The organism is Amycolatopsis thermalba, assembly GCF_003385215.1.
Taxonomy (GTDB): domain Bacteria; phylum Actinomycetota; class Actinomycetes; order Mycobacteriales; family Pseudonocardiaceae; genus Amycolatopsis_E; species Amycolatopsis_E thermalba.
In genome coordinates this window covers 1-22,729 of sequence record NZ_PQHW01000019.1, presented here as the reverse complement: position 1 = coordinate 22,729, position 22,729 = coordinate 1, and the positions used below count along the sequence as shown (strand labels likewise).

Below are 22,729 nucleotides of genomic sequence, written 5' to 3'. Positions count from 1 at the left end.
ACCCCTGATGAGCAAGACGTTCCTGGTCACCGGTGTCAGCACCGGGCTCGGACTGGCGATCGCCCGGCGGGCGCTGGCGGCCGGGCACCGGGTGGCCGGCACGGTGCGCACCGAGCAGGACGCGGCGGCCTTCCAAGCCCTGGACGCCGACCGCGCCCGCGCCTTCATCCTCGACCTGACCGACGCGGACCGGATCGAACCGACCGTGCGTGCCGCCGAGGACGCGCTGGGGCCGATCGAGGTGCTCGTGGCCAACGCCGGCTACGGCGTCGAGGGCACCTTCGAGGAGTCCTCGATGGCCGATCTGCGCCGCCAGTTCGAGGTCAACGTGTTCGGCACGGTGGCGACCATGAAGGCGGTGCTGCCCGGGATGCGCCAGCGGCGGGGCGGTCACATCTTCGTGATCACCTCGATGGGCGGGATGACCACGTTCCCCGGCCTGTCGTTCTACGAGGGCAGCAAGCACGCGATGGAAGGCATCACCGAGGGACTCGCGCAAGAGGTCGCGCAGTTCGGGGTGCGGGTGACCGCGGTGGCCCCCGGCGCGTTCGCGACCGACTGGGCGGGCCGGTCACTGGTCCGCGCGCCCCGCAGCATCCCCGACTACGACGAGCTGTTCGATCCGATCCGCGCCCGCCGGCAGACGCTGGCCGGCCAGGGGATCGGCGATCCCGACCGCGCCGGGCAGGCCATCCTCACCGTGCTCGACTCCGACACGCCACCCGTGCACCTGCTGCTCGGCTCGGACGCGCTGCGCCTGGTCACGGCCGGGCGCAAGCGGGTCCAGGAGGACATCGACACCTGGCAGGAGCTCACCCTGTCCACCGATCGCCCCGATGGCGGAGTCACCGTCTCCTCCTGACGGACCCGCCTTGACACCGCCGGGCGCGGCGTGCCTGACTGTCCACTGTGACCAATGAAGTTCCGGACGGCTTCTCCTACCTCGAATGCCCGCGCTGGCACGAGGGACGCATCTGGTTCGCAGATTTCTACACCCACCGCGTGTACTCCAGCCTGGAGGACGGCGGTGACCTGCGGGTCGAGGCCGAGGTTCCGCAGCAGCCCTCCGGCTTGGGCTGGCTGCCCGACGGCCGCCTGCTCGTGGTGTCGATGCGCGACGCGCGGCTGCTGCGCCGGGAACCCGACGGCAGTCTTGTCACCCACACCGACCTGTCCGCGTACGTCACGGGGCATCCCAACGACCTGGTCGTCGACGCCCAGGGACGGGCCTACGTCGGCAACTTCGGGTTCGACCTGATGAACGGCGCCGTGGTGGCTCCGGCGAACCTGCTGCGCGTCGACCCGGACGGCACCGTGACGGTCGTGGCGGAGGACCTGTGGTTCCCCAACGGCAGCGTCATCACCGACGACGGCGTGCTGCTGGTCGACGAGACCTTCGGCAACCGGGTCACCGCGTTCGACATCGCCGCCGACGGGTCGCTCACCAACCGGCGCGTGTGGGCGCAGTTCGGGGAGCCGCTCACCGAGCGGGAGCTGGAGAAAGCGCTTCCCGAGATCGCCGTCGCGCCGGACGGGTGCTGCCTGGACGCCGAAGGCGCCCTGTGGGTGGCCGACGGCATCGGCGGCCGGTTGCTGCGGGTCCGCGAGGGCGGGGAGATCAACGACGAGATCCAGCCGGGAACCGGGGTGTTCGCCTGCATGCTCGGCGGCGCCGATGGCCGGACGCTGTTCGCGTGCGCGGCGCCGGACTTCAACGAGCACGCCCGCAAGGACGCCCGCGAGGCGAGCCTGCTCGCCTTCCGGGTCGGCGTGCCGCGCGCCGGCCGCCCCTGAGCGCTGCCGCCGGGGCCGCGGAACTCCGCTACCCCCAGAGAGCCGCGACCTCGGCGGCCGCGCGCACGGCCTGGTCGTACCCGGCGCGTGCGGCCGCCTCGCGGACCGACGGGTCCAGCAGGTTGGGGCCGATCGCCTCGATCGCCGTCGCGTCGGGGGCGATGACCAGCACCTCGGCGCCGTCCCGTCGCAGTGCGGCGACCTGGTCGTCGAGGTCGGTGTTGCCCGGCACCTCGGTGACCCGCAGCACCAGCACCCGGTCGCAGCCCGCGGCCAGGTCGGCGTTCTCCATCGAGCGCACCCCGCCGTCGATGTAGCGGCGGCCGCCGATCGTCACCGGCGGCCAGGTGCCCGGCACCGCACAGCTGGCCGCGACCGCGTCCACGAGCGACACCCCGGACTCCACGGTGAACACCCGCTCGTCGCCGGTCGTGGCCTCCACCGCGACGATCCGCAGCGGCACCGCGGGCCACTCGTGCACGGGCAGGCGCGCCTCGATCACCTTCAGCCGCTCGGACTCCGGCACGGTCTGCGTCGCCAGCGCCAGCTCGCCGATCCGCCGCCGCGCGTCCCGGGCGTCGGTCGCCGCGCTCACCGCCGCGCCGAACATCTCCGCGATGGCCTCGGCGTCGACGTTCGCGGCGATCTCCGGCGTCTGCAGCGCCGGATCGACCTGCCGCCGGAACAGCTCCGCCAGTGCGGTGCCGCTCGTGATCTGGGCCGCCACCGTCGAACCCGCGGAGGTGCCGATGAACCGGTCCGCGCCCAGGATGTCCACTCCGGACTCCGACAAACCGTGCAACAGCCCGGTTTCCCAGGCAATTCCGGCCACCCCGCCACCGCCGAGTACGAGCGCACGCGTCATGCCTCGATCCTAGGCCCCCGCGTGGCGCCGGCGAGTGCGCCGTTGACGAGCAGCAGCCAGGTCCCGCACACGCAGCGGCGGTAGTCGAGGCGGCCATCCGAGACGGGATGGCTCGACCCGCCGCGAAGCAGCTCGGACAGCGGCCACTGGCAGCGGGGACAACGTTCGTCGGTCATGGCCCCAGCGTGCTGTAATGGGTCAGTGCACTTCAACCCTTACGGCGGCCCGGCCGCGCAGGTCGCCGCCGGCCTGGTGAACATGCCCGGCGCCACGGCCGCCGAGCTGCTGCGGATGATGCGCGCCGCGGGCATGTCGCTGACCCGGCTCACCGCCGCCGAAGCCGCCGCGGCGCAGGCGTGGGGCCGGCGGCTGCGGGCGGTGTTCGCCGAACCGGACCCGGACCGGCGGATCGACCTGGTCAACGAGCTGCTCGCGGAGACCGCGTGCCGCCCGTTCATCTCCCGCCACGACGGCCTGCCCGCCCACTTGCACTACGCCGCCGAGGACGACACCCTGACCCGCCGGATCCGGGCCTTCACCGCGGGCGGGCTGGCCCACCTGCTGGTCGAGGACGCCGGGCGCATCGGCACCTGCGCGCGCGCCGGCTGCGAGATCGTCTTCGTGGACACCTCGCGCAACGGCCGCCGCCGGTTCTGCTCCACCCGCTGCGCGACCCGGGTGCACGTCGCCGAACACCGAGCCCGCGCCACGTAGGTGCCGCGCGTCACACCGCGCCATGTCACGAACGGGCCGGCTCCTCCCATCTCGTGGTCGTCAACAGCCGATGAGGAGGCGACAACGATGACCACCCACAAGGTTCTGGTGCTGGGCGCGGGGTACGCGGGCACGGCCGCGGCGATCCAGCTCGCGGCACGCACGAAGGGCCGCGACGACGTCGAGGTGACGCTGGTGAACGCGCACGAGATGTTCACCGAGCGGCTGCGGCTGCACCTGACCGCGACCGGGCAGCCGGTCGCCGAGCTGAGCATCCCCCGGCTCCTGGACGGCACGGGCGCGCGGTTCGTGCGGGGCTGGGTCACCCCGCTCGACCCGGACACCAGGACCGTGCGCGTCGACGACGACCGGGTGCTGCATTACGACACGCTGGTGTACGCCCTCGGCAGCGTGGCCGACACCGTCACGGTGCCCGGCGTCGAGGAGCACGCGCACACCCTGAACAGCCCGGAGGACGCCGAGGTGCTGGCCGGCCGGCTGGCGCGCCTGGAACAGGGCACGGTCGTAGTGGCGGGCAACGGGCTCACCGGCGTCGAGTCGGCCGCGGAGATCGCCGAGCAGTACCCCGCGCTGCGGGTCGTGCTGCTGGGCCGGGGCGAGCCGGGCGCGGCACTGAACACCCGGGCCAGGGCACACCTCCGGGCCGCGCTCGAGCGGCTGGGCGTCGAGGCGCGCAGCGGCGCCGAGGTGGCCAAGGTGCTCCCGGACGCGGTCGAACTGGCCGGCGGCGAGACCGTCCCCGCGGACGTGGTCCTGTGGACCAGCGGCACCCGCGCCGCACCACTCGCGGCCGCCGCCGGGCTGACCGTCGACGACCGCGGCCGCGTCGTCACGGACCCCATGCTGCGCTCGGTCTCGCACCCCGATGTCTACGCGGTGGGCGACGCGGCCGCGATCCGGCAAGGCCACGGCGTCCTGCACGGCACCTGCCAGAGCGGCATGCCGACCGGCGTGCACGCCGCGGTGTCGATCGTCCGCGCGCGCAACGGCAAGGAGCCCAAGCCGTTCCGCTTCGGCTACTACCACACGCCGGTCAGCCTGGGCCGCCACGACGCGGTCGTGCAGTTCACCCACCCCGACGACAGCCCGCGGCGGATCTGCCTGACCGGCCGCCTGGCCACCCGGTACAAAGAGACGGTGACCGCCTCGCCCTGGCTGACCTACCTGCGCATGAAGAAGATGCCCGCCTCGGGCGCGTTCTGGCCGCGCGGCGGCCGCTTCACCCGGATCGCCCGGTGACCGGGCCCGAGGCGTTCCAGCAGCACCGCAAGCTGCTGTTCGCGGTGGCCTACCGGATCCTCGGCAGCGCCGCCGACGCCGAGGACGCGGTGCAGGACGCGTGGCTGAAGTGGTCCGCCGCCGACCGTTCCCAGGTGGCCGACCCGAAGGCCTACCTGGCGCGGATCGTGTCCAACCTGGCGCTGGAACGGCTGCGGTCGGCCCGGCACCAGCGGGAGACCTACGTGGGTCCGTGGCTGCCGGAACCGATTCTCGCCACCGGCGACGGCGCGGATGCCGTCACGGGCGCGGAATCGGTGTCCATGGCGATGCTGGTGGTGCTGGAGACGCTGAGTCCGCTGGAGCGCGCGGTGTTCGTGCTCAAGGACGTCTTCGGGTTCAGCCACGCCGAGATCGCCGAAGCCGTGGACCGCACGGAAGCGGCGGTGCGGCAGGCCGCGCACCGGGCCCGCGAGCACGTGCGGGCCCGCAGGCCGAGGTTCCCGGCCGATCGCGGGAAGCAGCGGGAGGTCACCGAGCGGTTCCTCGCCGCCGCGACCGGGGGTGACGTCAACACCCTGATGGACCTGCTGTCCCCGGACGTCACGCTGTGGACGGACGGCGGCGGCAAGGTCCGCCAGGCTCTGCGCCCGGTGGCCGGCGCCGAGACGGTGGCTGCCTGGTTCGCCGCCATCGGGACCGTCACCTACCAGGGCGTCGCGCCCGCGGACATGGTCGCGGAGCTGACCGGGATCAACGGCGGCCCGGGACTGGTCTTCCGCGGCCCGGACCGGGTGATCGCCACCGTCACCTTCGACTTCGACGCCGACGGCCGCATCACCAGCCTGCACAACGTGGCCAACCCGGACAAACTCGGCGCCGTCGCGCGTGCTCTCGGGGTGCCCGGACCGGTCGCCTAAAGTGCTGAGCATGTACAAGCGTTTCGTGGCCCTCGGCGACTCCTTCACCGAGGGCGTCGGCGACGAAGACCCCGCCCGCCCGAACGGCGTGCGGGGCTGGGCCGACCGGGTGGCCGAGCAGCTGGCGGCCGCCGACCCCGAGTTCCGCTACGCCAACCTCGCGATCCGGGGGCGGCTGCTCGACCAGGTCCTCGCCGAGCAGCTCGAACCGGCCCTCGCGCTGCGGCCCGACCTGGTCTCGATCTACGCCGGCGGCAACGACCTGCTGCGTCCCAAGGCCGGCATCGACGCGCTGGCCGCGCGGTTCGAGAACGCCGTCGAGCAGCTCGCCAAGACCGGCGCGACCGTGCTGCTGTTCACCGGGGTCGACGGCGCCGAGGACCCGGTGTTCCGCAAGCTGCGCGGCCGCACCGCGATCTACAACGAGCACACCCGCGTGATCGCCGCCCGGCACGGCGCGCTCGTGGTGGACATGTGGGGCATGCGGCAGCTGCGGGACCGGCGCCTGTGGTCGGCCGACCGGCTGCACCTCAACGCGCTCGGCCACGCCGAGGTCGCGATCGCCGTGCTGGACGTGCTCGGCCGCCCGCACGGGCTCTCCCCCGCCGCGCTCGGGCCGCGCGAGCTGGTCGACCGGCGGCGGCAGCGCGCGGAGAACCTGCGCTGGGGCCGCGAGCACGTGCTGCCGTGGATCGGGCGCCGCCTGCGGGGCGAGTCCTCCGGCGACACCCTCTCCGCGAAACGGCCGGTGCTGCTGCCCGTGGAGTGAGCCGCGGGGAACCCTGCCGGAACCGGACAACGGGTGGTGATTCGCCCTCCGGATCTGGACATCGTCACTCCTGTGAGGGATCGTTCACCGGGAAGTGAAGCCGATCACAGGAGGCTCGGCGGCATGGTTCTCGGACGCGACGAAGCGGACACCGTTCTCCAGGCGCAGACCAGCCAGAAGTCCACCCAGGTGCGGCGCGCGGCCTTCGCCAGCGCGATCGGCACCACCATCGAGTGGTACGACTTCTTCCTCTACAACACGGCCGCGGCGCTGATCTTCCCGCAGCTGTTCTTCCCCGCTTCGTCGAGTTACGCCGGGGCGATGCAGTCCTTCGCCACCTACGCGGTCGGCTTCGCGGCACGGCCGATCGGCGCGGCGATCTTCGGGTACTGGGGCGACCGGATCGGCCGCAAGACCACGCTCGTGGTCACGCTGCTGATGATGGGCATCGCCTCCGGGGTGGTCGGCGTGCTGCCCGGCGCGGCGACCATCGGGATCGCGGCGCCGCTGATCCTGGTGACGCTGCGGCTGATCCAGGGCATCGCGATCGGCGGCGAGTGGAGCGGCTCGGTGCTGCTCGCCATGGAATGGGGCGACCAGCGCAAACGCGGGCTGCTGGGCAGTTTCGCGCAGATCGGGGTGCCGGTCGGGCTCGTGCTCGGCACCGGCGGCATGACCCTGCTGTCCGCGGTGCTGTCGGAGGAGGCGTTCGACTCGTGGGGCTGGCGGCTGCCGTTCCTGGCCAGCCTGCTGCTCGTCGCCGTCGGGCTGCTGATCCGGCTGCGCATCCTGGAGACCCCGATGTTCGCCCAGGTCGTGGCGCAGCGGCGGACCTCCCGCAGCCCGGTGGCCGACGCGGTGAAACACCACTGGCGGGAGATCCTGCTCTCGGCCGGGCTGCGGTTCTCCGAGCAGATGCCGTTCTACCTCTACACCAGCTACGTCCTGGTGTACGTGGTCGCCGAGCACGGCTACTCGAAGACGTTCGTGCTCAACGCCGTCCTGCTCGGCGCGGCGATGGAGCTGGCGCTGATCCTGTGGTTCTCCCAGCTGTCGGACCGGTTCGGCCGCAAACGGGTGTACCTGACCGGGGCGGTGCTGACCGGGGTGCTGGCGTTCCCGTACTTCGCGGTGCTGAAGAACGGCGGCGAGGTACTGATCTTCGTCGCGATCGTGGTGTCGATGATCCCGCACGCCATGCAGTACGGTCCGCAGGCCGCGCTGATCGGCGAGAGCTTCCCGACGCACCTGCGCTACGGCGGGGCCGGGCTGGGCTACCAGCTGGCGTCGGTGTTCGCGGGCGGCCCGGCGCCGCTGCTGGCGACCTGGCTGCTGCACGCCACCGGCACGCCGTACTCGATCGCGGCCTACGTCGTGCTCTCGGCGGTGGTCACGATCGTCTGCGTGGCGCTGCTGAAGGACCGCTCCCGGGCCGACATCACCGACGACGCGGTCTACCGCCGCTGAGCCACTGGTACCAGCCGATCGCGGCCAGCACCGCGAGGGCGATCCCGTAGGGCAGCCAGTTCGACCGCGCCCCCAGCGCGCCGATCAGACCGGGCACGAGGATCGCCAGTGCCACGACGGTCGCCAGCACGGAACCCCACAAGAGGCGGCGCCGCTGCGTGGCGGGCCCGGGCTCTTCGTTCATGGGTCCAGGGTCGCATCCGCCCGCCGCGCCGTCGTCATCAGCAGCTGGGTGCAGCGGAAATGGGCGACCGGGCGCCGGCGCCGCCGGCCGTGACGGTCGCGTCCCACACCTGGGTGGTGCGGCCGGCGGAGGCGCCGACGAGTTCGATCCCCAGGTGCGTGGGCAGCCCCTCGGCGGGTGGCGGCGGGGTCATCGGGGCTCCGTGCGGGTGATCGCCCCGGTCCAGAGCGCCGTCAACGCCGCGAGCACGGCCAGGGCGATCAGGATGTGCGGCAGCGCGACGACCCGGGCCAGCAGCGCGATGAAGAACGGGCTGAGGTACCCCACGTAGGTCGCCGCCTGGTAGATCGCGACGGTGCGGCCGAGGTGCTCGGCCTCGGCGAGCCGCTGGATCTCGGTCAGGCCGCTGACCATCAGCGCGCCGTAGGCGGCGCCGAGCACCAGCGCGCCGGCCACGACGAGCGCGATCGACGACGTGCCCACGGCGGCCGCGCCGATCAGCAGACCGGCCACCACCACGGCGAGCGAGGAGAGGGTCAGCAGGCGCGACCGGTCGTGCAGACGGCGGGCGAGCGACTGGACCAGCACACCGGCCAGCGCGGGCAACGGCGTGACCAGCCCGCTGAAGAGCATGACGTGATCGCCCAGCAGGTCGCCGACGCTGCCGGGCAGCGTGGCCAGCGCGACCGCGGCCGTGAGGAACACCCACGGCGCCACCGGCAGGACGACCAGCAGGAACCGGCGGTGCCGCCACGCGGGCGTGCCGCGCCGCGCGCCCGCCGCGCCGGCAGCCGCGGGGACGCCCGGCGGAGTCCGCCAGGCCAGGACCAACGCGGCCACCGCGAGCAGGATGTGCGGCACGTACACCGCCACCAGCGGCGCCGGCGCGTACTGGGCGAGCAGCCCGGCGGCCAGCGGCCCGAGACCGAACCCCGCGGTCATCGCGACCGCGGCGCGGCGGGGAACCCGCCCGGCGGCGCCCGCGCTGAGCTCACCGAGCCAGGCGGTGCCGCAGCTGAACGCCGCGCCACTGGCCACCCCGGCGATCAGCCGGCCCGGGTACAGCACCGCGGTGGACCAGGCGCCGGCCGCGAGCACGACGCTGGCGGCCGCCGACAGCGCCAGTGCCCAGAGCATCATGTGCCGCCGCCCGCGCCGGTCCGACAGCGGCCCGCCGAACAGCAGGCCCGGCACCAGCCCGACCGCGTAGAGCACGAACATGCCCTGCGCCTGGGCGGTGCTGACCCCGCCGCGGGTCTCGTAGAGCGACAGCAGCGGCGCGAACTGGTTGGCGCCCCAGCCGACGGCCGTCATCGCGAAGGCGGCCACCAGCCACGCCCGGCCGCCCGCGCGGGGAGCGGCGGTGGAACGCGGGGTCGCCGCGGTGGTGGATTTCGTCATGCCGGTGATCGTTTCCGAGCCGCCGTCCGCGCACGAGCGTCCCGAACGACACGTGCCGTACAGTTTGGGACATGACCAGGGTGGGCGTCGTGGTCGTCGAGGGCACCTCGCTGTTCGAGCTGGGGGCGCCGTGTTCGGTCTTCGGCACGCCGCGACCGGAGGTGCACGATCCGTGGTACGAGTTCGTGGTGTGCGCCGAGTCCGGGGCGCACGTCGGTGACGGCTGGCTCCAGGTCAGCGGGTCCGGCACCGCCCCGCTGGAGGGCCTGGTGGATCTCGACACCGTGATCGTGCCGCCGCTGCAGGACTCCTCCGCCCCGTCGTCGCCCGCGCTGGCGTCGCTGCTGCGGGAGGCGCACCGCAACGGCGCGCGGATCGCGTCGATCTGCACGGGGGCGTTCACGCTCGCCGAGGCCGGCCTGCTCGACGGGCTGCGGGCCACCACGCACTGGTTGCACGCCGGGCGCCTGGCGCGCGAGTTTCCCGCGGTCGAGGTCGTGGCCGACGTGCTCTACGTCGACAACGGGCAGATCCTGACGTCGGCGGGCAAGGCCGCCGGGCTCGACCTGTGCCTGCACATGCTGCGCTGCGACCTCGGGTCCGAGGTGGCCAACGCGGTCGCGCGGCGGCTGGTCGCTCCCCCGCACCGGCAGGGCGGCCAGGCCCAGTACATCGAGACGCCGGTGCCCGCCGCGGACGGGCACGGCCTGGGCACGCTGCTGGACTGGGCGCGCGCGAACCTCCACCAGCCGATCACGGTGGCGACCCTCGCCGCGCGGTTCCACGTCAGCCCCCGCCACCTGACGCGGCTGTTCCGCGCGACGACCGGCCTGACGCCGCTGCACTGGCTGCACCTGGAACGGATCCGGCAGGCGCAACGCCTCCTGGAGGACACCGACGCGCCGCTGGAGCACATCGCCGCGCGGGTCGGCACGGGCACCGCGGCCACCCTGCGACGCCACTTCACGCGCACGATCGGCACGACGCCCAGCGCCTACCGGGAGGCGTTCCGCACGCCGTCGGCCGCAGCCGGGTAGGCGGATCAGGCGGTGCGGACCTCGACCTCGCCGAAGGCGCCGCGGTCGAGGTGGGCGAGCGCGGACGGGAGATCGGACAGGGCGTACTCGGCCGCGATCACGGGGCGGAGCGCGAGGTGATCGGCCGCGCGGACGAGGCCCTCCAGCGCCCGCCGATACCCGGCCTGCAGGCCGTCGATGCGCAGCTTCTTGCGCCCCAGGTGGGCGACGGGCCGGAGATCTCGTAGCCGTCCAGGATGGCGATCAGGGAAATGTGCCCGCCGACCGCGGCTGCCTCGATCGAGCGGGCGAGGTGGTGGCAGCCGACGGTCTCCAGGATGTGGTCGGCTCCGCGATCCCGGGTGAGTTCGTACACGGCCTCCACCCAGTCCCCCGGATGATTCGGTTGACCCCGTGGGTGGGGCCCAGGTCCTCGGCGCGGGCGAGCTTGGCGTCGTCGCCGGAGACGACGATGACCTCGGCACCGTGCGCCGCGGCGATCTGCAGGCCGAAGAGCGCGACCCCGCCGGTCCCACAGACGTCGGGATCGCCTCGTACGGGGCGCGGCGCGTTCCCGGGCTCCGCCGGGAGGAACTGGCCCAGCTCGCGGGCGTGAGCGTCACCTGCTACACGCGACTGGAACAAGGGCAGAGCCACCAGGCGTCGGAGGCGGTCCTCGAGCCGCTGGCCAGGGCGCTGGAACTGACCGACGACCAGCGGGACTACCTGCACAACCTCGCCCGGCCCGCCCCGGCTCGCCCGCGCACGGCGGCACCCGCGCGGGCCTGCCACAGCACCCGCCAGCTCATCGGTTCCCTGTCCGTGCCCGCCGTCCTGGTGGGGATGCGCACCCCGGCCGCGACCGAGAAGCAAAAGGGGCCGCACCGGATCCGGTGCGGCCCCTCGGAAAGCGCCTACTGCTGCGGCGCCGCGGGTGGCGGCTGCTGCGGCGGGTACGGGGGCCGTGGCGGGGTGCCGTAGTGCTGGCCCGGGCTGCGGGTCGGCAGCTGGCCCTGCTGTCCGCCGGCCGCGGGGAACTGCGGCGTCGTCGGCGGGGACAGCGCGGGCGGTTCCGGCTGGACGGGCGGTTCGGCCGCCGGGGCCTCCTGCGCCTCCTCGGTCACCGGGGTGCCGCGCAGCGCGCTGGTCGCCTGCGGAGCCGGCGGCTGCGGCTGGTGCGACAGCGGCCCGGGCACCTCCTGGCGCGCCACCGCCTCGGCCTCGCGCACCGCCTCGGCGATCCGCGGGTCCGTGGAGGTGTCGAACCAGCTGGCGACCTCCTCGTCGTCCAGGGTGGGCGGCTCGGCGCCGTCGGTCTCGGCCGGCTCGTACCGGAACACGCCGTCGGCGTCCTGCTTGGCGAACGCGCGGGCGAACTGCTGCAGCGCGTTGCCGTAGTCGCTGGGCACCAGCCACACCTTGTTCGCGTCGCCCTGCGCCATCTGCGGCAGCGTCTGCAGGTACTGGTAAGCCAGCACCTCCGGCGTCGGCTTGCCCGCCTTCACCGCCGCGAACACCTTCTCGATCGCCTTGGCCTGGCCCTGCGCCTGCAGGTACCGGGCCGCGCGTTCACCCTGCGCCCGCAGGATCCGCGACTGCCGCTCCGCCTCGGCCGCCATGATCGTGGCCTGCTTGGCGCCCTCCGCCGCGAGGATCTGCGACTGCTTCTGCCCCTCCGCGGTCTTGATCTGCGCTTCCCGCTGACCTTCGGCGTTGAGGATCATCGCGCGCTTCTCCCGGTCGGCGCGCATCTGCTTCTCCATCGAGTCCTGGATGGACGGCGGCGGGTCGATCGCCTTCAGCTCGACCCGCGCCACCCGGATGCCCCACCGGCCGGTGGCGTCGTCGAGCACGCCACGCAGCTGGTTGTTGATCTGGTCGCGGGAGGTCAGCGCCTGCTCCAGCGTCATGCCGCCGACCACGTTGCGCAGCGTCGTGGTGGTCAGCTGCTCGACACCGACGATGTAGTTGGAGATCTCGTACACCGCGGCGCGCGCGTCGGTCACCTGGAAGTAGACGACCGTGTCGATCGACACCGTCAGGTTGTCCTCGGTGATCACCGGCTGCGGCGGGAACGACACGACCTGCTCGCGCAGGTCGATGCGGGCCCGCACCTTGTCCAGGAACGGCACCAGGAAGTTCAGGCCGGGCGAGGCGACCGACTTGAATCTGCCCAGCCGCTCGATCACCGCGGCCTGGGCCTGCGGGACCACCATGATCGCCTTCGCGATCGTCACGATCACGAACAGGGCGATGACCGCGACAACAATGATCGCTGCGGTTCCCAAGATCGCTCTCCCGGTATGTGGGTTGTGGTTACGGCTCGGGCGCCACCACGGCCGTGGCGCCCGCTATCTCTACCACGGTCACGGTCGTGCCGGGTTCGATTCGCTGACCGTCGGCGACGGACCGTGCGGACCACACGTCGCCGGCCAGCTTGACACGCCCGGAGTCGCCGTCCACAACGGACACGACCACGGCCCTGGCGCCGATCAGGGCCTCGGTGTTGGTGCGGTGACCCGTCCCGGTCAGGAACCGGCGCTTGAGCGCGGGCCGGGCCAGGAGGATCAGCGCCCCGGACGCGACCGCGAACACGACCGCGTCGATGACGATGTTGCCGGTGATCAGGGCCGCGCCGGCCCCGAACAACGCGCCGAGGCCGAGCATCAGCAGGAAGAAGTCGCCGGACAGCACTTCGGCGGCCATCAGGACGATGGCGACGATCAGCCAGACGAGCGCCGGTGTCATGCGCCCATCGTGGCAGAAAGTGACCGCTCGCGACCAGCGGACGACCCGAAGTGATCTCGGTGTGACCTGCCGGATTCAGCCTTCCGGGTCGGTCACGAAGTCGATCAGCCGCTCGACGGCGCCGATCAGCGGCGTCTCCAGGTCGCGGTAGCTGCTCACCGCGGCCAGCACGCGCTGCCAGCCCTCGTAGGTCTCGCCCCAGCCCAGCGCCGCGCACACGCCCTCCTTCCACGGCGTGCCGCGCGGCACCGAGGGCCACTGGCGGATGCCGACCGCGGACGGCTTCACCGCCTGCCACACGTCGACGTAGGGGTGGCCGGTGACCAGCACGTGCTGGTCGCGGATCGCGTTCACCAGGCGGGATTCCTTGCTGCCCGGCACCAGGTGGTCGACCAGGACACCCAGCCGCCGCCCGGGACCGGTGCCGAACTCCTCGATCGCTTCGGCCAGCACGTCCACGCCGTCCAGCGGCTCCACGACGACGCCCTCGACGCGCAGGTCGTGCCCCCACACGCGTTCCACGAGTTCGGCGTCGTGCTTGCCCTCGACCCAGATGCGCGAGTCGCGCGCGGTGCGGGCCCGCAGCCCCCGCACCTTCACCGACCCCGACGCCGAACGCGCCGAAGCCGGTGACGGCGGCGCGGCCTTCGGCCGTACCAGCGTCACCGGCTTGCCTTCGAGCAGGAACCCGGCGGGTGCCAGGGGGAACACGCGGTGGCGGCCGTGGCGGTCCTCCAGCACCACGTTCCCGTGCTCGAACCGGACCACCGCGCCGCAGAAACCGCTTCCCGGTTCCTCGACCACCAGCCCGCGCTCCGCCACGACCTCGGGGATCTTGCGTCTGCGCGGGCCGGCGAGGATGTCGTCATAGCTGTGGGAGCGCACGATCCGCGACGGTAGCGCCGGATTCACCGGTTCGTCGCGCCGCCACGCCGGGGCGCAGCATCAGCGCGGCCGCGGCGAAGGCGGCCGCCACGAGACCGGTGCCCACCCAGAAGGCGAGGTGGTAGCCGGAGGTGAGCGCCTCCTCCGGGCGCACCCCGGTCAGCGACTCGGTGCGGGTCGCGGCGAGCACCGCCAGCACCGACAGCCCCAGCGCGCCCGCCACCTGCTGTGTGGTGTTGAACAGGCCGGAGGCCAGGCCGGTGTCCTCGGCGGCGGCGTCGCGCATGCCCAGTCCCATCAGCGCGGGCATGGCCAGGCCGAACCCGACGCCCATCGCCACGGTCGGCCCGAGCACGTCGGTGGCGTAGCCGCCGTCGGCGGGCACCCGGGCCAGCCAGGCGAGCCCGGCGCCGATCAGCGCCAGCCCGGCCAGCAGCACCTTGTAGTCGCCGAAGCGGGTGGACAGCCGCGGCGAGACCACCAGCGACACCACCGCGATCGATCCCGCGATCGGGACCATCGCCAGCCCGGTCGCCTGCGCGCTCAGGCCCAGCACCTGCCGCATGTAGAGCACGACCAGGAACTGGAACCCGAACATCGCCGACACCAGCAGCGCCATCGTCAGGTTCGCGCCGGACAGGCCACGCGAGGCGAAGATCCGCAGCGGCAGCAGCGGGTCCCGGGTGCGGGCCTGGCGGACGCCGAACGCGGCCAGCAGCACCAGCGACAGGGCGCCGAAGCCGAGCGTGTGCGCCGAGGCCCAGCCGTGGGACTCCACCTCGACGATGGTGTAGACGCCGAGCATCAGCGCGGCGGTCACCAGCGCGGCGCCCAGCCAGTCGGCGCCGGCGCGCAGCCCGAGGCCGCGGTCGTTCTCCAGTACCCGCACCGCGACCGCACCGGCGACCAGGCCGATCGGCAGGTTGATCAGGAAGATCCAGTGCCAGCTCAGCGCCTGGGTGAGCACACCGCCGGCGATGCTGCCGATCGAGCCGCCCGCGGCCTGCACGAAGCTGAACGTGCCCAGCGCCTTCGCGCGTTCCGCCGGTTCCGGGAACAGCCGGACGACCATGCCCAGCGCGACCGCGGTCGAGGCGGCGCCGCCGGCGCCCTGCAGGAACCGCGCGGCCATCAGGGTTTCCGGGTTCCAGGCGAGCCCGGCCAGCAGCGAGGCCAGCGTGAACACGACCATCCCGGCGAGGAAGACGCGGCGGCGGCCGGCCAGGTCACCGAGGCGCCCGGCGAGCAGCAGCAGCCCGCCGAAGGGGATCAGGTAGGCGTTGATGACCCAGGACAGGTTCGACGGCGTGAAGCCGAGGTCGTCGCGGATGGCGGGCAGGGCGACGTTCACGATCGTCTGGTCGAGCACGATCATCAGCGTCTGCGCGGACAGCACGGCGAGCGCGAGCCACCGCGACCGTCCTGCGGGCTGATCGAGGGACATGGCCTTGACCTCCAAAGGGGCACGATTTGTTACTGGGGCCATCATGTGAGCCCGTAACCGTGGCCGGAAGAAGGCAGTTCCCTGTGCCAGAGGAACACCGATGTACCACTCCTGGTCCCGCCGGTGGTGCTGTGATGCGGGTCACGATCCCCATGGAGAACGGGTGGTAACCGAGGGGCGGACGTGGAACCATCGGGGTATGGCTGCTGACACCGCTTCCCCGGTCACCGAGGCGTGCCCGATCGTCGAGGTCCTCGATCACGTCGCCGGCAAGTGGGCGATCGGCATCCTGGTCACCGCCGCGCACGGCCCGGTCCGCTTCACCGAGCTGGAGCGCGAGGTGGAGGGCATCAGCCGCCGCATGCTGACGCTGACGCTGCGCAAGCTGGAGCGCGACGGGCTGCTGGTGCGCACCGTGTACCCCACGGTGCCGCCGCGCGTGGAGTACACGCTCACCGACATGGCGCGCGAGCTGCATCAGACGCTGCTCGGCCTGACGTCGTGGGCGGAGAAGTACCGGGTCGAGATCGCCGCGGCCCGCCACGCCTACGACGCCCAGCAACCCGCGGCGATCGCCTAGATCACCCGCGCGGCCGCCTCGGCGGCGATGCGGAACTCGATCACCGTCGGCAGCTCCGTCAGGTCCAGCGCCTGCCGCAACCGCGCCACGCCGTCGGTGACGATGTGCTCCCGCAGTGCCGTCAGGTCCGTGCCCGGCTCGGCGGTCACCGTCACCAGCAGCGTGGGCCGGTCCGGCGCGCCGGACAGCGTCGCGTCCGCCGAGCGCACCTGCGGGTACGCCGCGATCTCCGACTCGAACGGCGCGACCGCCGCGTCCGCCGCCAGCTTCGTGACGCCACGGGCCGGATCGTCCTCCAGCCGCCAGGTCTGCGTCTTCGGGCGGCGCATCACCTGCGCGGCCAGCCACCGCAGGAACAGCAGCCCCAGCACCACCGCGACGACCACGGTCACGTACAGCACCCACGTCGCGGGCCGGTCGTCGCCCGGCACCAGCGGCTGGTCGCGGCCGAGCAGCCGCAGCCAGCCGAGCGAGGTGGCCAGGGCGAACCCGCCCGCGGCGAGCAGGACGAGCCCGGTCAGCGCGAGCAGGGCCCGGTTGAGCCGGGCGGGACGGTTCAGGCTGGTCATGCCGTGCTCCTCACGCGCACCTTCACCCGCGGCCGCCGGGCCGGGGCGATGCGGTCCAGCTGGTCCTCCATCGCCCGCCGCACCTGGGTGGCCACGTCGTCCGCGGCCAGCCGGCTGCCACGCACCTTCGCGGTGACGCTGCGCCACCTCAGCCGCACCTTCGCCGCCTCCACCCCGTCGGCCGACTCGGCCGCCGAGCGCAGGCTGCCGGTGATGCTGCGGCGGCTCGCGCCGGCCTTGACGGGCGCGCTGCCTCCCCCCGACAGGGGCAGCACGAGCGCGCGGCCGGGCAGCACCGCCGCCAGCAGCACCACCAGTCCCACCGCGGCCAGCACGCCCCCGCCGATCGCCACGGGAAGCGCTTCCCAGCGGGTGGCGTGCAGCCGGGCGGCGACGGCGTCGTAGTCCAGCACCGGCCGCTCACCCAGCAGGAGCTGCACCGCGCTGGTCGCCACCAGCGCACACGCGATCAGCCCGGCCAGTGCCACCAGCGTGGCCGCGAGGCTGCGCCGGGACCGGCGGATCATGCCACGCTCCTCTCCCGCGACCGGTCGCTGTGCAGGGCGGTCACCGTGATGTCCACCCGCTCCACGACCAGCCCGGTCAGCTCGCCGACCTTCCGGACCAGCCGTTCCCGCGCCGCCCGCGTGGTGCGGGCGATCGGGGCCGGGTAGCCGACCGAGAGTTCCACGGCCAGGCTGACCCGGCCGTCCCGCACCCGCGCGGTGACGTTGGCCGGCTGCTCCGGATCGCCGGTGCCCAGGGCGACCCCGAGCACCCGGCGGGCGGACCCGCCCACGCCCTCCAGCCCGCTGATCACCTGCTCGGCGATGCGCTGCACCGCCCGGTCGGCCACGACCGTGGTGCCGCGCCGCTCCGGCGCTTCGACGGTCACCGGCTCACCTCCGCTCGCGGCCGGTCAACTGGGACAGGTCGAGCTTGCCGTCCAGCACCCGGCCCGCCAGCAGGCCCAGCCCGCCCAGCACGGCGACGATCAGGAACGCGCCGAACCCGCCGAACGCGGCCGCCAGGCCGAGCACGAGCCCGGTCAGCAGACCGGCGATCGTGGCGTTCATGTCACTGCACCCGCGCGGCCGCGCCGTCGCCGGGCTCGTCGTCGCCGGGCAGGTGGACGTCGTTGACGGTGATGTTGACCTCGACGACCTCCAGGCCGGTCATCTGCTCGATCGCGCCGATCGCGTTGGCCCGCACCGCCTGCGCCAGGTCGGCGATGGGCACCCCGTACTCGACCACGATCTGCAGGTCCACCGCGGCCTGCTTCTCCCCGACCTCGACCGACACGCCCTGGCCGACGCTGCCGCTGGCGCCCGGGATGCGCTCGCGCAGCGCGTTGAACGCCCGCGCCGCGCCGCCGCCCAGGTCGTACACGCCCGGGATCTCCCGCGCCGCCAGCCCGGCGATCTTCTGCACCACCGTGCTCGCGATCGTGGTGGTGCCCTGGCTGGTCACCAGCGAGCTCTCCGGCGCCTTGCGCACCGCGGTGGCCTTCTCCTCGGTTCCACTGCTCATCGTTCGTCCCCTTTCCGGTTGGTGTTCCCACTTCTCCGACACCGCTGCCGCGGCAACGTCACGCGCCGAACGCGGATCCGTCCACATCGGTCACCACGAGCCGGATGTCCGCGTCCGCGTAAGCACTTCCCACCAGGGCCTTCGCCACCGCGTCCCCGGCCAGCCGCAGCCGCGGCGGCAGCGGCAGCGCGGTGGCGACCAGGCGCACCCGCACGAGTTCCGGGGTCAGGTCGACCGCCAGCGCGGCCGGGTTCCACGACGCCACCGGCCGCACCGCCGGCGCGGCCGGGCGCAGGCCGTCCACTTCGGACAACGCGGTCAGGATCGCCTCGACCCGCTCGGCGCGCGGGGTCATCGTTCGATGTCCAGCACGGTCACCGACACCTGACCGGGCCGCACCCCGGTGTCCCTGGTCAGCCGGGCGCGCACCTCGCGCTGCACCGCCCTGGCGACCGCGGCCGCCTGCGCCCCGGCGCGGGTGGCGATGCCCACCCACACCTCGACGTCGTCCCCGGCGCGCCGGACGCTCACCCCGTCCGCGGGCGCCGGCGTGAGCCCCTTGACCTGCTGCCACCGGGTGCGGCCCCAGCCGCGCACCAGCCCCGCCACACCCGGCTCCAGCCGGGCCACGCCCGGCACCGACCGCGCGGCGTGCGCGGCCACCGACGCCACCACAGCGTCCTCGACGATCCACTCGACGTGCACCAGTTCCCCCTCTCACCGGTCGTAGAAGTCGTCGACCGTCAGATCCAGCCGCACCAGCCGCACCCCGATCCCGGACGAGCACGCGGCGCCGACCCGGTCCCGCAGCCGCGTCAGCACGTCGGCGAGGTCGTCGCGGTAGGCGGTGGCGATCGTCAGCTCGGCCTCGATCCGCGTCCGCCCGTCGGCGTCCAGCCCGGCGGTGGTGACCCGGCAGCGGCGGGCGCGGACGCCGTCCATCTCGTCGGCGGCGAACCGCAGCACGGCCGCGACCGCCTGCTCGCTCACCTCGAGCGTGCCGGGCTCCGGCGCGGACAGCGGCACCATGCCGCGGTGGCGCCGCACGTCGGCGCGGACCGCGGACATGATCCGCTCGGTCAGGTCCCGCGAGGGCTCGGTCTCCTCCGCCGCCAGCTCGCGGGTCGCCTCCCGCAGGGCGAGCAGGCTGCCGCGCGCGGTCGAGCAGTGCGGGCAGGTCAGGTCGTGGTCGGTGACCGCGTCGAGGCGGTCCCACACGTCCTCCAGCGACCGGCCGCAGGGCAGGTCGTGGGTGGTCTGGTCTAGCGCCATGGCTGCATCACCTCCGCCAGTTGCGCACGGGCTCGCGCGATGCGCCCGCGGACCGCGGTGGGCGAGGTCGACACGGCCTCCGCGATCTCCTCGTAGGACCGGCCGTGCACCTCGCGCAGCAGCCAGCAGGCCCGCTGCTCCGGCGTCAGCCCGGCCAGCGCGGTGGTCAGGGCGGCCATCTGGGCGCTCACCTCGGCGGCGCGCTCGGGCCGGGCGTCGCCGCGGCGGGTCTCGGTGTCGTCCGGGTCGACGTCGGTGACCGGACGGCGGGCGCGGATGACGTTGAGGCACCGGTTCGTGACCGACCGGTAGAGCCAGCCGACGAACGCCCGGTCGTCGGCGAGCTGCTCCAGCCGCCGCCACACGGTCAGGAACACCTCCTGCACCACGTCCTCGGCGTCCCCGGCGCTGCCCAGCATCCGCAGCGCCAGCCGGTACATGCGGCCCTGGTAGCGGCGCACCAGCTCCTCGTAGGCGCGCACGTCACCGTCGCGCGCCCGCGCGACCAGCGTCGGGTCGTCCAGGACCTCGCCGAGGTGGGTCCCGGCCGTCACCGCGTCCCGCCCATGCACAGCCTCCCCGGGTTCACACTCGCTTCAGTAGCCCAGACACCGGGCAGGGCGGAAGCTCACGCACCGGCCCGTCACGAATTCGGGTGAGGGCGGTCACCGGATTGGTGGCTGCGGTCAGAACAGCGGCCAGGGGATGGCGCGCCAGTCGTCGCCGGGTTCGGGGAACACGCCGGTCGCCACGAGCATCTCGGCGCGTTCGGCGATCGCGCTGATCTCCAGCTTCGTCAGGTGCGGCGCGAGCTGCTCGCCCAGGTCGCCGCGGATCTTCTCCGGGAGGGCGCGCAGCTTGTCCAGGGTCTCGCCGGGCAGCGGGTCGCCCACCCAGCCCCACAGCACCGTGCGCAGCTTGGGCTCGGCGTGCAGGCAGATGCCGTGGTCGACGCCGTACACGGTGCCGTCCGTGCCGACCAGGACGTGGCCGCCCTTGCGGTCGGTGTTGTTGGCGATGATGTCCAGCACCGCCAGGTCCCGCATGCCCGGGTGGTCGGCGTGCGCGAGCACCGCGGGCTCCCCGGACCGGTCGTGGGCGTGCAGCACGATGCGCCAGTCGTCCGGCACGTCCTTCGGGGACCGGACGTCGATCAGCTCCTCGTCGCCGGTCTCCACCCACAGCTGCACCATGCCCTCGCCGAACGGCCCGTCGCGCAGCACGGTCGGCGGCACCCTGCCCAGCCCGGCCGCCTCGGACAGCAGGGCGGTGGCGACCTCGCGGCCGGCCAGCGTGCCGTCCGGGAAGTCCCACAGCGGCCGCTCCCCGGACACCGGCTTGTACACCGCCTGCGCGGCGAGGCCGTCCAGCTCCACCGAGCAGAACAGGGTGACGTTGGAGGCGTCGACCAGGCGGCCTTCGACGGTCAGGCGGCCGCGGGTCAGCAACTCCCTGGCGTGAGGATCGGCGGGGCCGACCGGTGGGGCCACGTCTAGCTCTCGTCGGCCAGGTCGGTGTTGCGCCGGTAGCCGTTCTGCCGCGGGCAGATGTGGCCCTCCGGGTCCAGCGGCTCGCCGCACAGCGGGCACGGCTTGCGTCCGGCCCGCACCACCCGGTCGGCGCGCTCGGCGAACGCCCGCGCCGCGGCCGGGCTGAGGAACACGCGCACCGCGTCCGGGCCCTCCTCGGTGTCGTCGAGCACGACGGTCTCGTCGACCTCGCCCTCCGTCATCGCGAGCAGCTCGATCACGACCGCGCTGGTTTCGGCGTCCCAGCCCAGGCCCATCGTGCCGACCCGGAACTCCTCCTCGACCGGCACCTCGAGCGGATCGACGTCGACGAGGTCGTCGGGCACGGTCTCGGGCACCTCGGCGCCGAAGCGCGCGACGATCTCCTCCAGCAGCGAGGACAGGCGTTCGGCGAGCACCTGCACCTGCTGCTTCTCGATCGTCACGCTCACCGTGCGGACGTCCTCGGTGGCCTGCAGGTAGAAAGTGCGGTCGCCCGGTTCCCCGACGGTCCCTGCGACGAACCGGTCGGGCTGGCGGAAGACGTGGATTACACGAGCCATGGCACCCCCGACCCTATGCCACTGTTTCATGATCGGCATCCGCCGCCCCCGCTTGCATCTTAGTTAGAGTGCGGCGGTGGCTGAAACCGCGCCGTACGGCACCTGGACCTCCCCCATCTCCGCCGCCGACGTCGCCGCCGCGGGCGGTGGCGCGCAGTGGCTCGACGTCGTCGGCGGCACCGTCTGGTGGGCCGAGGCCCGCCCCGCCGAGAGCGGCAGGCTGACGCTGGTCCGCGCTGGTCAGGACGGCGCGGAGGAGATGCTGCCCGCGCCGTGGAACGCGCGGAACCGGGTGCACGAGTACGGCGGGCGGCCGTGGCTGGTGATCGGCCGGACGCTGTTCTTCACCCACTGGGACGACCAGCGGGTCCACGCGCGCGACCTGGACAGCGGCGAGGTGGTTCCGGTCACACCGGAGCCGCACGTGCCGCAGGGTGTCCGGTTCGGCGATCTGCGTCCCGGCCCGGACGGTGCGGTGTGGGCGGTGCGGGAGACGAGCACCGGGCCGCGGCGCACCGACATCCGCCGCGATCTGGTGTCGCTGTCCGGCGGCGAGGTCGTGTCACTAGGGGCCAGCCACCACTTCCTGACCGCGCCGCAGCTGTCCCCGGACGGGCGGCACGCGGTGTGGCTGGGCTGGGACCACCCGGACATGCCGTGGGACTCCACGCAGCTGTGCGTCGCCGAGGTGCGGCCCGGCGGGTTCGGCCCGCACCGGGTCCTCGCCGGCGGGCCGGGCGTGTCGGTCTGTCAGGTGGAGTGGGCGGACGCGGGCACGCTGCTCGCGCTGATGGACCCGGACGGCTGGTGGAACCTGCACCGGATCGGGCTCGACGGCACGACGGTGGCGCTCGCCCCGGGCGAGCGCGAGCTGGGCGGGCCGCTGTGGAAGATCGGGGCGAACTGGTTCGTGCCGCTGGGCGGCGGCCGTCACGCGGTGCTCGACTCGGGGCGGCTGGCCGTGCTCGACGAGCACGCCGGGACGGTCACGCCGGTCGCGGAGCACCTGACCAGCTGGGCGGCCACGCTGGCCCGGCACGGGAACGGGGTCGCGGGCATCGCCGCCGGACCGCGCCACGAGAGCGCCGTCGTGCACGTGGACCTGGACAGCGGCGCGGTGACCGAGCTGACCGCGCCCACCCACCCGCTGCCGCCGGCGGAGTACGTGCCGGTGCCGCGGGAGCGGACGTTCCTGGGCCCGGACGGTGTGCCGATCCAGGCCTACGTCTACCCTGTCGCTTATAAACATCTGAAGCTGCCG

Annotated in this window: 31 protein-coding genes and 1 pseudogene; 11 read left to right on the top strand and 21 right to left on the bottom strand. The window is 73.5% G+C overall.

All coding sequences use genetic code 11. The features are described from left to right. The first annotated feature begins 7 nt into the window (after positions 1-7). Positions 8-862: an oxidoreductase gene (locus D0D15_RS10815; protein ID WP_094002990.1), complete on the top strand. Its 855-nt coding sequence runs from the start codon at positions 8-10 to the stop codon at positions 860-862. Between the two features lie 47 nt (positions 863-909). Next, on the top strand, positions 910-1,794 hold the full coding sequence (locus tag D0D15_RS10810; protein WP_094002991.1) for an SMP-30/gluconolactonase/LRE family protein: 885 nt from the start codon (positions 910-912) through the stop codon (positions 1,792-1,794). A 28-nt stretch (positions 1,795-1,822) separates the two neighbouring features. On the opposite strand, the gene D0D15_RS10805 is transcribed toward D0D15_RS10810, so the two are convergent. Beyond that, the gene (locus D0D15_RS10805) at positions 1,823-2,659 is read right to left on the bottom strand and encodes a patatin-like phospholipase family protein (protein WP_094002992.1); all 837 of its coding nucleotides are present in this window, start codon (positions 2,657-2,659) and stop codon (positions 1,823-1,825) included. Further along, the gene (locus tag D0D15_RS10800; RefSeq protein ID WP_094002993.1) at positions 2,656-2,835 is read right to left on the bottom strand and encodes a hypothetical protein; all 180 of its coding nucleotides are present in this window, start codon (positions 2,833-2,835) and stop codon (positions 2,656-2,658) included. Before D0D15_RS10800 ends, D0D15_RS10805 begins: the two co-directional genes overlap by 4 nt. Before the next feature lie 25 nt (positions 2,836-2,860). Between D0D15_RS10800 and D0D15_RS10795 the strand changes: the two genes are divergently transcribed. The 5 genes from D0D15_RS10795 (at position 2,861) to D0D15_RS10775 (ending at position 7,768) form a co-directional block, all read left to right on the top strand. Continuing rightward, positions 2,861-3,373 (top strand): CGNR zinc finger domain-containing protein, encoded by a 513-nt coding sequence (locus D0D15_RS10795; protein ID WP_094002994.1) that lies wholly within the window; start codon positions 2,861-2,863, stop codon positions 3,371-3,373. An 87-nt stretch (positions 3,374-3,460) separates the two neighbouring features. After that, on the top strand, positions 3,461-4,633 hold the full coding sequence (locus tag D0D15_RS10790; RefSeq protein WP_094002995.1) for an NAD(P)/FAD-dependent oxidoreductase: 1,173 nt from the start codon (positions 3,461-3,463) through the stop codon (positions 4,631-4,633). Further along, a complete protein-coding gene (locus D0D15_RS10785; protein WP_094002996.1) occupies positions 4,630-5,532 on the top strand; it encodes an RNA polymerase sigma-70 factor in 903 nt (300 codons plus the stop codon). Before D0D15_RS10790 ends, D0D15_RS10785 begins: the two co-directional genes overlap by 4 nt. Positions 5,533-5,542: 10 nt before the next feature. Continuing rightward, on the top strand, positions 5,543-6,301 hold the full coding sequence (locus D0D15_RS10780; RefSeq protein WP_094003135.1) for an SGNH/GDSL hydrolase family protein: 759 nt from the start codon (positions 5,543-5,545) through the stop codon (positions 6,299-6,301). A gap of 123 nt (positions 6,302-6,424) precedes the next feature. Beyond that, positions 6,425-7,768, top strand: a complete 1,344-nt coding sequence (locus D0D15_RS10775; RefSeq protein WP_198958095.1) for an MFS transporter — start codon at positions 6,425-6,427, stop codon at positions 7,766-7,768. Here the strand turns inward: D0D15_RS10775 and D0D15_RS10770 are convergent. Genes D0D15_RS10770 through D0D15_RS10765 form a run of 3 tightly spaced genes read right to left on the bottom strand, consistent with a single transcriptional unit; the run spans position 7,740 to position 9,353 of the window. Beyond that, positions 7,740-7,952, bottom strand: a complete 213-nt coding sequence (locus D0D15_RS10770; protein ID WP_094002997.1) for a hypothetical protein — start codon at positions 7,950-7,952, stop codon at positions 7,740-7,742. The two genes, D0D15_RS10775 and D0D15_RS10770, sit on opposite strands and share 29 nt — an antisense overlap. Positions 7,953-7,989: 37 nt before the next feature. After that, a complete protein-coding gene (locus D0D15_RS35895) occupies positions 7,990-8,145 on the bottom strand; it encodes a hypothetical protein (RefSeq protein WP_158224377.1) in 156 nt (51 codons plus the stop codon). Next, positions 8,142-9,353, bottom strand: a complete 1,212-nt coding sequence (locus D0D15_RS10765) for an MFS transporter (RefSeq protein WP_115944401.1) — start codon at positions 9,351-9,353, stop codon at positions 8,142-8,144. The genes D0D15_RS35895 and D0D15_RS10765 overlap by 4 nt, the downstream gene beginning before the upstream one ends. 71 nt (positions 9,354-9,424) lie before the next feature. On the opposite strand from D0D15_RS10765, the gene D0D15_RS10760 reads away from it, so the two are divergent. Next, complete coding sequence (locus D0D15_RS10760; protein ID WP_094002999.1) at positions 9,425-10,390, top strand: helix-turn-helix domain-containing protein; 966 nt, start codon at positions 9,425-9,427, stop codon at positions 10,388-10,390. A 97-nt stretch (positions 10,391-10,487) separates the two neighbouring features. Here D0D15_RS10760 and D0D15_RS35890 read toward each other — a convergent pair whose 3' ends face one another. Then, positions 10,488-10,745, bottom strand: coding sequence for a hypothetical protein (locus D0D15_RS35890; RefSeq protein ID WP_158224378.1), 258 nt, complete (start codon positions 10,743-10,745; stop codon positions 10,488-10,490). Positions 10,746-10,783: 38 nt separating this feature from the next. Between D0D15_RS35890 and D0D15_RS10750 the strand changes: the two genes are divergently transcribed. Then, the gene (locus D0D15_RS10750; protein WP_233157012.1) at positions 10,784-11,350 is read left to right on the top strand and encodes a helix-turn-helix domain-containing protein; all 567 of its coding nucleotides are present in this window, start codon (positions 10,784-10,786) and stop codon (positions 11,348-11,350) included. Here the strand turns inward: D0D15_RS10750 and D0D15_RS10745 are convergent. The 4 genes from D0D15_RS10745 to D0D15_RS10730 all read right to left on the bottom strand — a co-directional run bounded on the left by D0D15_RS10745 (position 11,284) and on the right by D0D15_RS10730 (position 15,446). Next, positions 11,284-12,657 (bottom strand): SPFH domain-containing protein, encoded by a 1,374-nt coding sequence (locus D0D15_RS10745; protein ID WP_094003001.1) that lies wholly within the window; start codon positions 12,655-12,657, stop codon positions 11,284-11,286. The genes D0D15_RS10750 and D0D15_RS10745 overlap by 67 nt on opposite strands. A 28-nt stretch (positions 12,658-12,685) precedes the next feature. Then, complete coding sequence (locus tag D0D15_RS10740) at positions 12,686-13,117, bottom strand: NfeD family protein (RefSeq protein WP_094003002.1); 432 nt, start codon at positions 13,115-13,117, stop codon at positions 12,686-12,688. 75 nt (positions 13,118-13,192) lie between these two features. Beyond that, positions 13,193-14,002 (bottom strand): DUF3097 domain-containing protein, encoded by an 810-nt coding sequence (locus D0D15_RS10735; RefSeq protein ID WP_094003003.1) that lies wholly within the window; start codon positions 14,000-14,002, stop codon positions 13,193-13,195. Further along, positions 13,983-15,446, bottom strand: a complete 1,464-nt coding sequence (locus D0D15_RS10730; protein ID WP_094003138.1) for a DHA2 family efflux MFS transporter permease subunit — start codon at positions 15,444-15,446, stop codon at positions 13,983-13,985. Before D0D15_RS10730 ends, D0D15_RS10735 begins: the two co-directional genes overlap by 20 nt. A 199-nt stretch (positions 15,447-15,645) precedes the next feature. Between D0D15_RS10730 and D0D15_RS10725 the strand changes: the two genes are divergently transcribed. After that, positions 15,646-16,026 carry a winged helix-turn-helix transcriptional regulator gene (locus D0D15_RS10725; RefSeq protein WP_094003004.1) on the top strand — a complete coding sequence of 127 codons (381 nt, stop codon included), beginning with the start codon at positions 15,646-15,648 and terminating at the stop codon, positions 16,024-16,026. Here the strand turns inward: D0D15_RS10725 and D0D15_RS10720 are convergent. The 11 genes from D0D15_RS10720 to D0D15_RS10675 all read right to left on the bottom strand — a co-directional run bounded on the left by D0D15_RS10720 (position 16,023) and on the right by D0D15_RS10675 (position 21,468). Beyond that, positions 16,023-16,595 (bottom strand): alkaline shock response membrane anchor protein AmaP, encoded by a 573-nt coding sequence (locus tag D0D15_RS10720; RefSeq protein WP_094003005.1) that lies wholly within the window; start codon positions 16,593-16,595, stop codon positions 16,023-16,025. The two genes, D0D15_RS10725 and D0D15_RS10720, sit on opposite strands and share 4 nt — an antisense overlap. Then, positions 16,592-17,122, bottom strand: a complete 531-nt coding sequence (locus tag D0D15_RS10715) for a DUF6286 domain-containing protein (protein WP_094003006.1) — start codon at positions 17,120-17,122, stop codon at positions 16,592-16,594. The genes D0D15_RS10720 and D0D15_RS10715 overlap by 4 nt, the downstream gene beginning before the upstream one ends. Continuing rightward, on the bottom strand, positions 17,119-17,490 hold the full coding sequence (locus tag D0D15_RS10710) for an Asp23/Gls24 family envelope stress response protein (protein ID WP_094003007.1): 372 nt from the start codon (positions 17,488-17,490) through the stop codon (positions 17,119-17,121). Before D0D15_RS10710 ends, D0D15_RS10715 begins: the two co-directional genes overlap by 4 nt. A 4-nt stretch (positions 17,491-17,494) precedes the next feature. Next, positions 17,495-17,671 carry a hypothetical protein gene (locus tag D0D15_RS36280; RefSeq protein WP_094003008.1) on the bottom strand — a complete coding sequence of 59 codons (177 nt, stop codon included), beginning with the start codon at positions 17,669-17,671 and terminating at the stop codon, positions 17,495-17,497. A 1-nt stretch (position 17,672) separates the two neighbouring features. Continuing rightward, a complete protein-coding gene (locus tag D0D15_RS10705) occupies positions 17,673-18,125 on the bottom strand; it encodes an Asp23/Gls24 family envelope stress response protein (protein ID WP_094003009.1) in 453 nt (150 codons plus the stop codon). 58 nt (positions 18,126-18,183) lie between these two features. Then, entirely contained in the window at positions 18,184-18,480 is a 297-nt protein-coding gene (locus D0D15_RS10700) for a hypothetical protein (RefSeq protein WP_094003010.1), read from the bottom strand. Then, complete coding sequence (locus D0D15_RS10695; protein ID WP_094003011.1) at positions 18,477-18,830, bottom strand: Asp23/Gls24 family envelope stress response protein; 354 nt, start codon at positions 18,828-18,830, stop codon at positions 18,477-18,479. The genes D0D15_RS10700 and D0D15_RS10695 overlap by 4 nt, the downstream gene beginning before the upstream one ends. 12 nt (positions 18,831-18,842) lie before the next feature. Continuing rightward, entirely contained in the window at positions 18,843-19,397 is a 555-nt protein-coding gene (locus D0D15_RS10690; protein ID WP_094003012.1) for a hypothetical protein, read from the bottom strand. Further along, entirely contained in the window at positions 19,388-19,951 is a 564-nt protein-coding gene (locus D0D15_RS10685) for an RNA polymerase sigma factor (protein WP_094003013.1), read from the bottom strand. The genes D0D15_RS10690 and D0D15_RS10685 overlap by 10 nt, the downstream gene beginning before the upstream one ends. A gap of 132 nt (positions 19,952-20,083) precedes the next feature. Further along, positions 20,084-20,887, bottom strand: a complete 804-nt coding sequence (locus tag D0D15_RS10680; protein ID WP_338024585.1) for an SCO1664 family protein — start codon at positions 20,885-20,887, stop codon at positions 20,084-20,086. A gap of 2 nt (positions 20,888-20,889) precedes the next feature. Continuing rightward, complete coding sequence (locus D0D15_RS10675) at positions 20,890-21,468, bottom strand: DUF3090 domain-containing protein (protein WP_020417938.1); 579 nt, start codon at positions 21,466-21,468, stop codon at positions 20,890-20,892. Positions 21,469-21,544: 76 nt separating this feature from the next. On the opposite strand from D0D15_RS10675, the pseudogene D0D15_RS10670 reads away from it, so the two are divergent. Then, positions 21,545-22,729 (top strand): annotated as a pseudogene (locus D0D15_RS10670) (S9 family peptidase); the annotation flags it as partial.

Coding starts and splice junctions, on each gene's coding strand:
- D0D15_RS10815 (WP_094002990.1), top strand. CDS start 8: ATGAGCAAGACGTTCCTGGTCACCGGTGTCAGCACCGGGCTCGGACTG.
- D0D15_RS10805 (WP_094002992.1), bottom strand. CDS start 2,659: ATGACGCGTGCGCTCGTACTCGGCGGTGGCGGGGTGGCCGGAATTGCC.
- D0D15_RS10800 (WP_094002993.1), bottom strand. CDS start 2,835: ATGACCGACGAACGTTGTCCCCGCTGCCAGTGGCCGCTGTCCGAGCTG.
- D0D15_RS10790 (WP_094002995.1), top strand. CDS start 3,461: ATGACCACCCACAAGGTTCTGGTGCTGGGCGCGGGGTACGCGGGCACG.
- D0D15_RS10780 (WP_094003135.1), top strand. CDS start 5,543: ATGTACAAGCGTTTCGTGGCCCTCGGCGACTCCTTCACCGAGGGCGTC.
- D0D15_RS10775 (WP_198958095.1), top strand. CDS start 6,425: ATGGTTCTCGGACGCGACGAAGCGGACACCGTTCTCCAGGCGCAGACC.
- D0D15_RS10770 (WP_094002997.1), bottom strand. CDS start 7,952: ATGAACGAAGAGCCCGGGCCCGCCACGCAGCGGCGCCGCCTCTTGTGG.
- D0D15_RS35895 (WP_158224377.1), bottom strand. CDS start 8,145: ATGACCCCGCCGCCACCCGCCGAGGGGCTGCCCACGCACCTGGGGATC.
- D0D15_RS10765 (WP_115944401.1), bottom strand. CDS start 9,353: ATGACGAAATCCACCACCGCGGCGACCCCGCGTTCCACCGCCGCTCCC.
- D0D15_RS10760 (WP_094002999.1), top strand. CDS start 9,425: ATGACCAGGGTGGGCGTCGTGGTCGTCGAGGGCACCTCGCTGTTCGAG.
- D0D15_RS10740 (WP_094003002.1), bottom strand. CDS start 13,117: ATGACACCGGCGCTCGTCTGGCTGATCGTCGCCATCGTCCTGATGGCC.
- D0D15_RS10730 (WP_094003138.1), bottom strand. CDS start 15,446: ATGTCCCTCGATCAGCCCGCAGGACGGTCGCGGTGGCTCGCGCTCGCC.
- D0D15_RS10725 (WP_094003004.1), top strand. CDS start 15,646: ATGGCTGCTGACACCGCTTCCCCGGTCACCGAGGCGTGCCCGATCGTC.
- D0D15_RS10720 (WP_094003005.1), bottom strand. CDS start 16,595: ATGACCAGCCTGAACCGTCCCGCCCGGCTCAACCGGGCCCTGCTCGCG.
- D0D15_RS10715 (WP_094003006.1), bottom strand. CDS start 17,122: ATGATCCGCCGGTCCCGGCGCAGCCTCGCGGCCACGCTGGTGGCACTG.
- D0D15_RS36280 (WP_094003008.1), bottom strand. CDS start 17,671: ATGAACGCCACGATCGCCGGTCTGCTGACCGGGCTCGTGCTCGGCCTG.
- D0D15_RS10705 (WP_094003009.1), bottom strand. CDS start 18,125: ATGAGCAGTGGAACCGAGGAGAAGGCCACCGCGGTGCGCAAGGCGCCG.
- D0D15_RS10700 (WP_094003010.1), bottom strand. CDS start 18,480: ATGACCCCGCGCGCCGAGCGGGTCGAGGCGATCCTGACCGCGTTGTCC.
- D0D15_RS10690 (WP_094003012.1), bottom strand. CDS start 19,397: ATGGCGCTAGACCAGACCACCCACGACCTGCCCTGCGGCCGGTCGCTG.
- D0D15_RS10675 (WP_020417938.1), bottom strand. CDS start 21,468: ATGGCTCGTGTAATCCACGTCTTCCGCCAGCCCGACCGGTTCGTCGCA.